10 protein-coding genes are annotated in these 12,249 nt (G+C 58.2%); 6 read left to right on the top strand and 4 right to left on the bottom strand.

The features are described from left to right. Nucleotides 1-186: 186 nt before the first annotated feature. The 3 genes from EV561_RS07630 to EV561_RS07620 form a co-directional block, all read right to left on the bottom strand. Nucleotides 187-1,146 carry a GAF domain-containing protein gene (locus tag EV561_RS07630; RefSeq protein ID WP_132519419.1) on the bottom strand — a complete coding sequence of 320 codons (960 nt, stop codon included), beginning with the start codon at nucleotides 1,144-1,146 and terminating at the stop codon, nucleotides 187-189. Between the two features lie 132 nt (nucleotides 1,147-1,278). Beyond that, a complete protein-coding gene (locus EV561_RS07625; RefSeq protein ID WP_132519416.1) occupies nucleotides 1,279-2,769 on the bottom strand; it encodes a hypothetical protein in 1,491 nt (496 codons plus the stop codon). A 93-nt stretch (nucleotides 2,770-2,862) separates the two neighbouring features. Then, nucleotides 2,863-4,962: a bifunctional diguanylate cyclase/phosphodiesterase gene (locus EV561_RS07620; protein WP_132519413.1), complete on the bottom strand. Its 2,100-nt coding sequence runs from the start codon at nucleotides 4,960-4,962 to the stop codon at nucleotides 2,863-2,865. Between the two features lie 353 nt (nucleotides 4,963-5,315). Between EV561_RS07620 and EV561_RS07615 the strand changes: the two genes are divergently transcribed. The 5 genes from EV561_RS07615 to EV561_RS07595 all read left to right on the top strand — a co-directional run bounded on the left by EV561_RS07615 (nucleotide 5,316) and on the right by EV561_RS07595 (nucleotide 10,571). Beyond that, on the top strand, nucleotides 5,316-5,927 hold the full coding sequence (locus EV561_RS07615; protein WP_132519410.1) for a 50S ribosomal protein L25/general stress protein Ctc: 612 nt from the start codon (nucleotides 5,316-5,318) through the stop codon (nucleotides 5,925-5,927). Nucleotides 5,928-6,182: 255 nt separating this feature from the next. Continuing rightward, nucleotides 6,183-8,549 (top strand): EAL domain-containing protein, encoded by a 2,367-nt coding sequence (locus tag EV561_RS07610; protein WP_132519407.1) that lies wholly within the window; start codon nucleotides 6,183-6,185, stop codon nucleotides 8,547-8,549. Nucleotides 8,550-8,577: 28 nt separating this feature from the next. Then, nucleotides 8,578-9,294 carry a transporter substrate-binding domain-containing protein gene (locus EV561_RS07605; protein ID WP_132519404.1) on the top strand — a complete coding sequence of 239 codons (717 nt, stop codon included), beginning with the start codon at nucleotides 8,578-8,580 and terminating at the stop codon, nucleotides 9,292-9,294. A gap of 91 nt (nucleotides 9,295-9,385) precedes the next feature. Continuing rightward, nucleotides 9,386-10,105 (top strand): aminoacyl-tRNA hydrolase, encoded by a 720-nt coding sequence (gene pth, locus EV561_RS07600; RefSeq protein ID WP_132519401.1) that lies wholly within the window; start codon nucleotides 9,386-9,388, stop codon nucleotides 10,103-10,105. Nucleotide 10,106: 1 nt separating this feature from the next. Further along, entirely contained in the window at nucleotides 10,107-10,571 is a 465-nt protein-coding gene (locus tag EV561_RS07595) for a GNAT family N-acetyltransferase (RefSeq protein WP_132519398.1), read from the top strand. Nucleotides 10,572-10,585: 14 nt separating this feature from the next. On the opposite strand, the gene clpS is transcribed toward EV561_RS07595, so the two are convergent. After that, the gene (clpS, locus tag EV561_RS07590; protein WP_132519395.1) at nucleotides 10,586-10,897 is read right to left on the bottom strand and encodes an ATP-dependent Clp protease adapter ClpS; all 312 of its coding nucleotides are present in this window, start codon (nucleotides 10,895-10,897) and stop codon (nucleotides 10,586-10,588) included. A 223-nt stretch (nucleotides 10,898-11,120) separates the two neighbouring features. Here clpS and ychF point away from each other — a divergent pair, with 223 nt between their 5' ends. Next, complete coding sequence (ychF, locus tag EV561_RS07585) at nucleotides 11,121-12,224, top strand: redox-regulated ATPase YchF (RefSeq protein WP_132519392.1); 1,104 nt, start codon at nucleotides 11,121-11,123, stop codon at nucleotides 12,222-12,224. The last annotated feature ends 25 nt before the right edge of the window (nucleotides 12,225-12,249 follow it).

The raw sequence follows: 12,249 nt of genomic DNA, 5'->3' as shown, positions 1-12,249 counted from the left end.
TGAAATGGTCCGAAGCGAACCAATGGGGGCAAATCTGTGCTGACTTTGCGGTATTACATAGGGCTTGAAGTCCATACCGCAGTGCACAGTGTTTCACTTGTGCGACAGGATTGCAGCAAGGAATGGCCGCCTATGACCGGCCTCTCCGCAACGAGGATTCGGACACGCTAATAACGATGTATTTTCCTAGTGGACCGCGAGCTTCTTCATCTTTCGATGCATGGTCGCGCGGCTGATTCCAAGCAACATTGCCGCCTGCGAGACATTGCCATTGGCACGCGACAGCACGCGCCGCAGCGCCGCCCGCTCCGCCTCCAGCAAATCCGACCCATCGTCGCTGCGCCTTTCATGCAGCGCATCGGCCGCCGGCAATCCTGCCGCAATGCGGGCATCGTCGAGCTTCAGCGCTATGCGAGCAGCCCTCGTTGCACCGAGCACAAGATCATCCTTGTCCACGGCAAGAAGAGCAGCGGTCGGATTGACGCCTGCCGGCACCATGACGAAACGTGCGCCGGGAAACGCGCTGCGGAAAAGATTGGTTTCGATGCGAAGCGCGGCGTCGCGCACCGCCTGCGAAAGAATGGCAAGGCCCATCTCGTTGACGTCCTCGCGGCACGTGGAAATATCCAGCGCCGCGGCAAGCTGGCCGCGATGATCCCTGATCGGCGCCGTCGTGCAGCTGAGGCGAATGTTGGACGAGAGAAAGTGCTGATCACGGAAAACCGCCACCGGCCGCCCATCGGCAAGTGCCGTGCCGATACCGTTCGTGCCGATGCTTGCTTCGCTCCAGATCGATCCCGGCCAGAGCCCAAGCCTGTAGAAATCCTTGTCGTCGGTGACGGCGCCGCGGCGATCCAGCGCGACACCATTCCCATCGGTAAGAAGCAGGCAGCAGCCGGCTTTGCCGACCGTCAGGAACAGCCGATCGAGTTCGTCGGCAGCGTCCGCAATTAGACGGGTGGATTGCTCCCTCGCCTCGCGGAATTCCTGTTCCGTCAGCCGCAACGGCGAGCGCTGCTCCTCTGGTGCCAGCATGTACTCGGTCATGCAGCGGCACCAGGACGCAACGATCGGAGAACTGGCGGCTGCGGATTTCTGCTGCGCACTTGCGTAGACACGCTCGGCGTGCGCTCTATCGGTCAGCATCGGCTCCTCCCAAAGCACGATGCGGATTGTGTCTCGCAACGGCATCTGTTGCAAATATAAAAGTCGCAGCGCCGGTCATAATTTAGCGACTGCGCAACCAGCGATGCTGCAAAACCCGCTTTTAAGAGCGGATCAGGGAGTCCCGGTGGGACCGGACGGCGCTGCCGGTATTTTCATCACTTGGCCGTTGATGGTAAAAGTGCCGTCTTCGGCCACGGTGATGTCCCAGCGCTGACGGCCATCGGGATCAGTCTTGGCAAACCCCTTGGCCGCCATCAGGCTGAAGGATACCTTATTGAGCTCAGGATCGGTCTTGGCCACATTCTGGATGAAGGAAATCGTCTTGTCGTAGTCGCGCGCAAGGATCGAAGCCTGCATCGAGAAGTGATTTTTTTCCTTCAAATTCGCTAGCAGCTTGCCGGATACCTCGACATCATAGACGGATGAAATCGCGCTCAGCTTGGGCATGTCGATCATCAGGTTTTGGCCGGGGAATATGATCTGCCCGATCTTGTCGCTGTCCTCCTTCGAGAGCGGCGAAGCCTTGGAAAAATCGGCATGCAACGCAAGGTCGACGGCATCGGCGAAATTCATGTTCGGAATACCGAACTGAAGTTCCGCAGCACTCGGAACGAGCGGAGCATAAATCGCAGGCACAAGCCCATCCGCGAGCGTGAAGTCCTGTGCCCGGACGCCGAAATCGATGCGTGACGCCTTGGTTATACCATCCATCTGGAAGGAATAATTCAGCCTCTTGATCCCGGCGTTTCCTTTCTCGGTCGTTACAGTCACGCCTTGAGCATCGACAGACTCTTGAAAGTGATTGAAGACCGGCAACGCGCCGCGCACCAACTCCTTGAAGCGGTCGCTACCCTTTTTGGAAAGAGTCTTCGCCTTGATATGTTGAAAGAGGAAACGCAACAGATCGCGCACCTCGATGACCGGGACACCTGTTGCGGACGCTTCGACGCCCATTGAGTCAGAGCGAAATTCAAAACCGGCCAGATTCGGGGCAACAACCTTGTTGTAGAGCGACGACATGTTGCTGCTGATATGAAAATCGACCTTATGGCCCTCGCCGCTGTCTATGGTCGCCAGCGTCGAATTTATTGCGCCCGCAGTCATCTCCGTCGCCTGAGCACCGGTCACAGAGGACGACTTGAAGTCCTTCCCGGAGAAATTGGCCGAGCGAAGATAGCTGATCGCGGGATCGAAGACGCCACTATAGGTCGAAGGACCCAGCGAGGCGGTCATGTCCGTCGCCGGCTCCGGCCCGAACTTCGAATGCATCGTCAGATTGATGCCATCGTTGTTCTGCTCGATATTCCAGAGGCCGTTCGCAAGCGGTGCGACCAGGTACATCTGGGGCTTCAGCCCGGTAATCGAGAAATCGGACGAACTGACCTTGTCGAGAAACTGCCCCACATCGAAGGTGACTTCATAGGCGTTCTCGGCGGGCTTCACACGTATGAAGCCGCTTTTTACGAGATCCTGCGAGAAAGCGTGATTGATGGCGTTTCTAAGCTCGCGGGCGCCCTGCTCGCTGATTTCAGCAGCCTGGGAGACACCTGCGAGACCGAAAACGAACATTCCCGCGACGACGATGATTTGAGGACGCACCATCTGACTCTCCCGTTACGCATGATGCGACTGTGGAAGAGGCGCGGGCTCAATGTCAACCCATGCGTTTGAAAGGAAACGACAAGTTTAGGTGAATCAGGCGGCCGCGGCGTTGCCGGGTTCTTCCGGCGTGGGCGGCGACGCTTGCTCGTCTGTTGTCGCAACCGCTACGTTGGGCGCATTGACGAAGTTTTCGATGCCGGAGCGTGGCATCGGCTTGCCGAAGAGAAAGCCCTGAACTTGCAGGCATCCTTCCCGGCGCAGGAAATCCATGTGCTCCTCGCGCTCCACCCCCTCGGCCAGAACGGGAATGTCGAGGCTGGCGGCAAGAATGAGTGTCGAACGAACGATGGCAGCAGACTGCTTGCTGGAGACGACGCCATCGACAAACGCGCGGTCGATCTTGATCTTGTCGAAGGGGAAGCTCTGCAGCGTCGACAGTGACGAATAGCCGGTGCCGTAATCGTCCATCGCCACCTTGACCCCAAGCTTCTTCAACTGGCGGATCACATGCAGGGCATGTTGATGGTTTGCGATGATGCTGGATTCGGTGATCTCGAGTTCGAGACGAGAGGCGGAAAGGCCGGTTTCCAAGAGGATCTGATGCACCACCTGCGGCAGCCTGTTGTCTGCAAGCTGCTGCGGCGCGACATTGACGGCGATCCGCAAAGGCTGTTTCCAGGTCGCCGCCTCCGCACAGGCCGCGCGCAGGACCCACTCACCAAGTTCCAGGATGAAGCCGGTCTTTTCCGCGATCGGAATGAATTCGCTTGGTGGGATCATGCCCCGCACTGGGTGATGCCAGCGCAGCAATACTTCGAATCCGACTATCCTGCGGGTAACCGTGTCATTCTGCTGCTGATAGAACAGCTCGAACTCGCCCTTTTCGATGCCTTCGCGCATTTCGATGGCAAGCGCATTGCGCTCTCTTGCCGCCTGGTCCATCGACGGATCGTAGAAGCAGATCGTGTTCGTCGCAGTCGTCTTTGCGCGATACATGGCAACGTCGGCCTGAGACAACAGATCGTCGATATTGGTGGCGTTGCGGGGAAAGGTCGATATCCCGACGCTGGAGCCGATGAAGAGAACCTGGTCATTCCAGGCGATCGGCTTGCTGAGCTCATCAAGCACCCGCTGCGCCATCGCCCGGACGTCGGCACGGACGAAATAATCGAACAGGACAGCCACGAATTCGTCGCCACCGATACGAGCGACGAATTCGCCCTTCTGCATGATGGTTCCAAGGCGCTCCGCCACGATCCGCAGGACGGCATCGCCGGCCGAATGGCCGTGGACGTCATTGATCTCCTTGAAACGGTCGAGATCGAAGCTGAGCACCGCAATCTGGCTCTTGATCTCGTTCGCGCGCTCGATCAGCCCCGTAAGATGCTCGTTGAAGGCCGTCCGGTTCGGAAGGTTGGTCAGCGGATCGTGCAGGGACAGATGCCGATAGCGTTCCACCGCCGCCTGGTTCGACTGCATGTCGATAATATAGGTCGAGGCGCCGAGCAGCAGAATGATCAACATGACAACGCAGATGATGCCCGTCATGATGTTGGCCGAAATGATCTCCCGCGGTATCTCCATCGCCGGGTCGGGCGAAATCGTAAGGCCGGCCATGCCGGTGAAGTGCGTCAGTACGATGGCAAGGACCAACGCCAATGCCCCGCTATGCTTGCAGAAACGGGTGATCGGACGCGAAACCCGGTTGGTCGCAAGACCGCCGAAGAAAGCGCCGAAGATCACCGAAGCCAGCACATAGGAGTGATCCCATTGCAGCTCGCCGGTCGCCCGGTAGGCGGCGATGCCGGTATAATGCATGACGACGATGCCGAGACCGACGATTGCTCCGCCCGCCTCGATCAGGGCGCCCCTTGGGCTCAATCCTGCGATTGTGAAGCCAATGACGGTGACCGCAATGCTCAAGAGCAGCGAAGCGAGCGTCAGCGTCGGATCGTAGCCGTTGATGACCGGAGTCTGGTAGCCGAGCATCGCTATGAAATGCGTGGTCCAGATCATTGCTCCGCCGACGAAACCGGTAAGGAAGATCCAGTTGGACCTCTGCAGCCCATGCGTCCGGCGCACCCGACCGAAAAGCCGCATCGTCAGCAGCGAGCCTAGGATGCAGATACAGCTGGCAAACAGTAGGTGGGAATGGCTATGTTGAACGGCGATGCAGGAAATGATCTTGAGCATGAAGAGAAACCGCGAATTTTGACGGGTCCTCTATAGACACTGCGAATGGTACTATCCGTTAATTTCGTAATATTTCAAATTTGATGCTTAAAACTTCCTCTAAGCGGACAATCGTCGACTGAAATTTTCAACCTTTGATCACAAAAAGTTGTATCCAGAATCCATTTTGGCCCATTGCGGGGCTGCATCGTACAAACTTGCGTTTCCCCGGCCATTGTATTATAGGCCACGCGTCCGTGTAGACACCCTTGGAGGCAACGCGGACGAGGCAGGGCTCGCCCTCCTCCAGCTTACCCCTTATGCGGCATGCCGCAGGCGGGCAAGCTCTCCAAATAACCTCGAAAGGAATAGCCATGAGCCAGGAAACTTACGAGCTCAAGGCCGAGGCGCGCGAACGGGTTGGTAAGGGGTCCGCCCGTGAACTTCGCCGCAACGGTTTGATTCCCGCTGTCATCTATGGTGACAAGCAGGCCCCCATTTCTATCGCTCTCAACACCAATGAGGTGACGAAGCGCATTCATGCTGGTGGTTTCATGACCACCATCGCGACGATCGAAGTCGACGGCAAGAAGTACAAGGTTCTGCCGAAGGACTACCAGCTCGATCCGGTCCGCGACTTCACGATGCATGTGGACTTCCTCCGCGTATCCGGCAACACGCAGGTTACGGTCGAAATCCCGGTTCACTTCGCAAACGAAGACAAGTCCCCGGGCCTCAAGGCTGGCGGTGTACTGAACATCGTTCGTCACGAAGTCGAAGTCCATTGCCCGGCCGATGCGATCCCGGAAGCCTTCACGATCGACCTCTCCGGCCACAAGATCGGCGACAGCATCCACATCTCGCATGTGACCCTGCCGAAGGGCGTTACGCCCACGATCACTGAGCGCGACTTCACGATCGCGACGATCGTTGCTCCGGCTGGCGGCGCCCAGGAAGAAGAAACGAGCGAAGGCGGCGAAGCTTAAGCTTCGGCATATTTGCCTTTCTGCAGTCAGACCCGCCTTCCCTTTGGGATGGCGGGTTTTTTATTTGGCGCAAAAATCGTCTGCACAAGTAAAAGCGTTCCATTTCTGATGCTTGCGAGGCATTGCAGAATGTTAACCGAGACGTTTCAGCAACATTTAACGGATTCATGAAAGCTTACGCCGGAAGTTGTAGAAACACTTCCTCCTCGACGGTGACAGGATGATGTTTCTACGATCCCGGAAAGAAGCGGAACGATGAACAACTCCGTCGAGAACAGGTTTTTTGCAATCGTTTGCGGTGCGCTTCTCGTATTTGTCGCGCCGCTTTTTGTGTTGTTCCTGTTTCTTTCGTCCGAGCGCGCCGAAAAGGAAATAAAGGACCATATTTCGGTCCTGCTCGTGGCCAACGCCCAAGCGCTCGCCAAGCCGCTGTGGGACCTCGACGAGGATAGCGTCACCCAGATCAGCGCCACGACGGTCGCCGAGGGAGCAGTGGTCAGGGTCAATGTCCGCGATATTTCCGGACAGCTCGACGTCACGCAGTCGACAATTCCCAAATCCTACAAGGGCGAACTGGAATCGATCTCCCACTCGATCGTCTACACGACGGTCGACGGCACCAAAAATCTCGGCGCGATCACCGTCTATTATCCCAAGCTCGGTCTGTTCGACGGCCTAAAGCATGAGGAAATCGTCTTCATCTCGATTTTCATCTTCGCCGTGCTGACTGTTTTCGGCACCGCGCTGATCGGAAATCGCATATTCGTCATTCAGCCGCTGATGCGGTTGACCCATGCCATCGAGGCAACGCGCCAGCTCGGCTCGCGCCATCATGTCGACTGGCAATCGAATGACGAAATGGGGCGCCTTGCCCAAAGCTTTAACGAAATGCAGATCAAGCTGGCGCGAGAGGAAACCGAGCTGAAGCTCGCGCATCGCCGCGCGACGGATACCTATAACCTCACCCCGGCAATGCTCTTCTCACTGGACTGCGATGACGGTATCGCCGCCGTCAGCGACTATTGGCTGGCCGCCACGGGCTACGCTCGGACCGATGTCATCGGCCGTAAGTTCGAGAGCCTGATCCTGCCGGAGTCCCGCGAAAAATACGGACGGCGCAAGGTAAACCGCAGCGACAACGCTGCCCGGCTTGACGTGACCGTGAAATTCTCCTGCAAGGATGAGCGGGTCATGGATGTGCTCATCCTTGAATCGACGGCCACCCAGGACGGTCTGGCGCTTTCGGTCATGACCGACGTTACCGACCTGAAGCAGTCCGAAGACCGCAACCTGCGACAGGCGATCACCGACCATCTGACCGGCCTTCTCAATCGCCAAGGCTTCGAGACCGCACTCGATGCGAAGATCAATGAAGCCGATCTGCGCAAGCGCGAACTCGCCTGCCTGTTCATCGACCTCGATCGCTTCAAGTGGATCAACGACAATCTCGGCCACGCGGCTGGCGACGAAGCATTGTGTGAACTCGTCTCGCGCCTCCAGTCGCGTATGTCGCCCGGCGACATCGCGGCCCGCCTTGGAGGCGATGAATTCGCCGTCCTTCTCTTGGCCGAGGATGCCGAAGCCAGGGCGATCGAAATGTCGGCCCTCATCTCCGAAATCTTCCACGCACCCTTTGTCGGCGATGCGCGCCTCAGCGCCAGCATCGGCATCGCGATCTATCCGCGGCAGGCAGCCAACGCATCCGAGCTGCTGCTGAAGTCCGACATGGCGATGTACGCGAAAAAGCGCGACGGCAAGAACGGTGCGCAGATTTTCGACAACAGCATGATGGACGATTCCCGTCGCCGCGCCGAATTCGAAAGCTATATCGAGAACGGTCTCAACGAAGACTGGTTCGAAGCCCATCTGCAGCCAATCGTCAATATCGAGGATCGGTCCATCGCCGGCTTCGAAGCGCTGATGCGCCTTCATCATCCGCATAAGGGCGTCCTGCCGCCGGCTGACATCATCGACGTCGCCGAGGAAACCGGCTCCATCATCCGCATCGGCAACCGCATTATGGAAAAGGCGATTGCCAATCTTGCCCGGATCTCCCGCATCGACGGAATGCAGAGCACCTACATCGCCATCAATTTCTCGCCGCTCCAGTTCGAGCCCGGCCTGCCGATGCGCATTGCCGGCCTGCTCTCGCGCTACGATATCCGTCCAGAGCGGGTCGTGGTCGAAATCACGGAGGCGGTGCTGATGGACGACAATCCGGAAATCCGCACAATCATCAACGAGATCTGCCGCTTCGGCTGCCGTATCGCACTCGATGACTTCGGCACCGGCTATTCCTCGCTGAGCTACATCAACCGTTTCCCGGTCAATATCATCAAGATCGACCAATCCTTTACCCGTGCAGTCAACGACGCGTCGGTGGACGTCCGCCGCAAGAGCCGCATGCTGGTCGAAAGCATAACGACCCTGTCGCACAAGATGAATTGCACCGTCATTGCCGAGGGCATCGAGACCGAAGACGAATGCGCGACGTTACGCGCCATGGGCCTCGATCATGGACAGGGCTATCTTTTCCATCGCCCGCAACACCCTGACATTTTGCTGGAAACCTTGAACAAGCTGTCGCATCAGGAAACCGGTCCGGTAGCGCACGCCATTTGACCGCGGATGAGCGGAGAGGAGAAATCCCATGCGCAAGCTCCTTTTTCTCGTCTTTTGGGGGTTGGCTTCGATCGCCCATGCGGAGACCATCAGCTTCATCACCGAAGATTATCCGCCTTTCGCCTACAGGGACGGAAAGGACATCAAGGGCGCGACCATCGACGAGATCAACGCCATCATGGCCGATATCGGCACGCCCTACACGATCGACGTGATGCCCTGGGCACGCGCCTACACCTTAGCGCAGACAACCCCCTTCACCTGCGCCTTTGTCACGGCCCACAATGCCGAACGCGACAAACTCTTCAAATGGGTCGAGCCGCTGCTGATCGATCACAACATCCTGATCAAGCACACGGGATCCGACGTTCAGGCGAAGGATCTCGACGAGGCCCGTAAATATGTGGTCGGCACATGGCGGCAGGACTACACGGAAACCTTGCTCCGCCAGGCGAACTTTCCGAAGATCGATGTTGCTGCAGACTTCAAGTCGACGATGAAGAAGCTCGTCAGCGACCGCATCGACCTCATGCCGATATCGGAGTTCTATTTCCAAAAGCTGCAGCAGGAAGGCCAGCCTATCGAGCCTGTCACATTGCTTGCCAGCCAGCCGATGGGCATCTCCTGCCAGAAGGATTTCCCCGACGACTTGCTGGCCAAGATGCAGGCCGCTCTCAACCGGCTGATCGCAGACGGCCGGCAGAAGCAGATGTTCCTGCAATACGGACTGAAGCTCGATAACTGACGCCTCATTCGGCCGTTTCCCACTTCGACCTTGACATTGCCGCCGTTTCGCTGTCGTGAACGGCATCGTCACGTCAGCAAGGGCGAAACGCATGTTTCTGATCGCAGGCCTCGGCAATCCCGGCGGCAAATACCAGGGCAACCGTCACAATATCGGCTTCATGGCCGTCGACGCGATCTATCGCCGTCACAGCTTTTCGCCGTGGAGCAAGAAGTTCAAGGCAGAAATCGCCGAAGGCGAGCTTGGCGGCCGGAAAGTGCTTCTCCTGAAGCCGCAGACCTTCATGAACCTATCGGGCGAGGCCGTGGGCGAGGCCATGCGCTTCTACAAGCTGGAGCCGGCCGATCTGGCCGTCATCTACGATGAACTCGATCTTGCCGCGGGAAAGGCCCGGCTGAAGATCGGCGGGGGGCATGGCGGCCATAACGGCATCAAGTCGATCGATGCCCATTGCGGCAAGGAATATCGACGCCTGCGCCTTGGCATCGGCCATCCCGGAGCAAAGGAGTTGGTGCACAATCACGTGCTCGGCGATTTCGCGAAGGCGGATCAGGCCTGGCTGGAGCCCTTGCTGGATACGCTGGCCGACCACGCCGACATGCTGGTGCGCGGCGAAGACTCCCAGCTGATGAACAAGATCGCCCTGGCACTCGGCGGCAAGGCCGAGGAGGAGACGCCACCGAAGCCGGAAAGGAAGCCGGCGGCAAAATCCCATATCCACCAGGCCCGCAATCACAACCAGCCGAAAATGCCAACATCAGGCCCCATGGCCGACATGCTGAAGAAGATGTTCGGCAAGAAGGACGATTGAGATGGCGCCCCTCCCCGAGATCGTCATCCGGCCGGCTGCGTCAGGCGACCTGTCGACGCTGCTTGCCCTCTACCGGCATCTCAATCCCGACGATCCGCACATGGAAAGCGGTGACGCCGAAAGCCGCTTCCGCCAGATAGCCGCCCACCCCGGCATTACACTGTTTGCAGCCTTCGACAGCGCGATGGCGATCTCATCGGTCACGCTGATCGTCATACCGAACCTTACCCGCGGCGGCGCATCCTATGCATTGATCGAGAATGTCGTGACGCACGCCGATTATCGCAAACAGGGGCACGCGCGATCCCTGATCGACACGGCTGCCGCTGCCGCATGGGACGCCGGCTGCTACAAGGTGATGCTGCTTACCGGCTCCAAGGATCCGGCAACACACCGCTTCTACGCAGGATGCGGCTTCGCGCAGAACAAGACCGGCTTCCAGATGCGCCGGCCCGCAGAGTTCTGAAGGAGCGGTGAAGGCTACTCTTCTGGTTCCGTCGTGAACATGAGCGGGAACCCCATGCCTTTGGCAAGGTCGATCGCTTCGGTCGCCTTTGTTTCTGCAATATCCTTGGCGCAGACGACCACCACGCATGAACCAAGCTTGTGGGCGGTCATCATAACCTTATAGCATGTTTCCTCGCTCATGCGGAAAACGGCCTTCAGAACCATGATGACGAACTCACGCGGCGTGTAGTCGTCATTGACGAGAATGACCTTGTAAAGCTTCGGCTTATCCAGCTTCGGCGTAACTTTGGTCTTTGGTTTCAGGGCAATGTCGTTGTCACTCATCGGAATTCCACCGTCGATGACATAGGATTGGATTACCTATCGAATATGATTTTGAAGTAAGCGACGCAGTCGTAGCATCGACGGGCGCGCTATGAAACAGAAACATAGAGCAGCATCACGCCATCGGCAAGTTAAGCGCTAAAAACTCTCGAAGACTTGACCGGCCCCCTCCTTTATCTCATACGCACAGCCAAACAATTCAAGCAGAGCAGGTTCAAGAGCCATGGGCTTCAAATGCGGTATCGTCGGGCTGCCCAATGTCGGCAAGTCCACTCTCTTCAACGCGCTGACCAAGACGGCGCAGGCGCAGGCGGCTAACTACCCATTCTGCACCATCGAGCCGAACACCGGCGAAGTGGCCGTGCCGGATTCGCGCATGCAGAAGCTGGCAGCGATTGCCGGCTCCAAGGAAATCATCCCGACCCGTATCTCCTTCGTCGACATTGCCGGCCTTGTGCGCGGCGCATCGAAGGGCGAAGGCCTCGGCAACAAGTTTCTCGCCAACATCCGCGAAGTCGATGCCGTCGTGCACGTGCTGCGCTGCTTCGAGGATGACGACATCACCCATGTCGAAGGCCGCATCAATCCGGTCGGCGATGCCGACACGATCGAGACCGAGCTGATGCTCGCTGACCTCGAAAGCCTGGAACGCCGCGTCGAGCAGACCCGCAAGCGCGCGACCGGCAAGGACAAGGATTCCATGGCGCAGCTGCCGATCATGGAAGCTGTGGTCAGGCTGCTCAACGAAGGCAAGCCGGCCCGCCTGCTCCTGAAGACGCTGTCGCCCGAGGAAATCGAGATCCTCAAGGGGCTGAATCTTCTGACCTCGCATCCGGTTCTCTACGTCTGCAACGTCGCGGAAGGCGATGCAGGCACCGGCAACGAACACACCGCAGCCGTCGCCGCCATGGCGAAGGAACAGGGCGCCGAATGCGTCATCATCTCGGCCGCGATCGAAGCGGAAGTGGCGCAGCTGCCGGAAGAAGAATCCCGTGAATTCCTCTCAGCCCTCGGCCTTGAGGAAGCCGGTCTCGACCGCCTGATCCGCGCCGGCTATCACCTGCTCGACCTCATCACCTATTTCACGGTCGGCCCGAAGGAAACCCGCGCCTGGACGATCGTGCGCGGCACCAAGGCCCCGCAAGCCGCCGGCGTCATCCATACCGATTTCGAACGCGGCTTCATCCGCGCCTTCACCATCGGCTACGACGACTACATCAATTTCAAGGGTGAAGTCGGCGCCAAGGAAGCCGGCAAGGGCCGCGACGAAGGCAAGGAATACGTCGTCCAGGACGGCGACGTCATCCATTTCCGCTTCAATACCTGATCAACAGGCATCCCGGACCCGACAA

Origin of the sequence: Rhizobium sp. BK376, from assembly GCF_004341625.1 — a bacterium.
Classification (GTDB): Bacteria; Pseudomonadota; Alphaproteobacteria; order Rhizobiales; family Rhizobiaceae; genus Rhizobium.
The sequence above is the reverse complement of the archived record's forward strand: the minus strand, read 5'-3'. Positions and strand labels throughout refer to the sequence as shown.

Bases quoted from the DNA above. Each gene is read 5' to 3' on its own strand.
- EV561_RS07630 (WP_132519419.1), bottom strand. From the start codon at position 1,146: ATGCTGACCGATAGAGCGCACGCCGAGCGTGTCTACGCAAGTGCGCAG.
- EV561_RS07625 (WP_132519416.1), bottom strand. From the start codon at position 2,769: ATGGTGCGTCCTCAAATCATCGTCGTCGCGGGAATGTTCGTTTTCGGT.
- EV561_RS07620 (WP_132519413.1), bottom strand. From the start codon at position 4,962: ATGCTCAAGATCATTTCCTGCATCGCCGTTCAACATAGCCATTCCCAC.
- EV561_RS07615 (WP_132519410.1), top strand. From the start codon at position 5,316: ATGAGCCAGGAAACTTACGAGCTCAAGGCCGAGGCGCGCGAACGGGTT.
- EV561_RS07610 (WP_132519407.1), top strand. From the start codon at position 6,183: ATGAACAACTCCGTCGAGAACAGGTTTTTTGCAATCGTTTGCGGTGCG.
- EV561_RS07605 (WP_132519404.1), top strand. From the start codon at position 8,578: ATGCGCAAGCTCCTTTTTCTCGTCTTTTGGGGGTTGGCTTCGATCGCC.
- pth (WP_132519401.1), top strand. From the start codon at position 9,386: ATGTTTCTGATCGCAGGCCTCGGCAATCCCGGCGGCAAATACCAGGGC.
- EV561_RS07595 (WP_132519398.1), top strand. From the start codon at position 10,107: ATGGCGCCCCTCCCCGAGATCGTCATCCGGCCGGCTGCGTCAGGCGAC.
- clpS (WP_132519395.1), bottom strand. From the start codon at position 10,897: ATGAGTGACAACGACATTGCCCTGAAACCAAAGACCAAAGTTACGCCG.
- ychF (WP_132519392.1), top strand. From the start codon at position 11,121: ATGGGCTTCAAATGCGGTATCGTCGGGCTGCCCAATGTCGGCAAGTCC.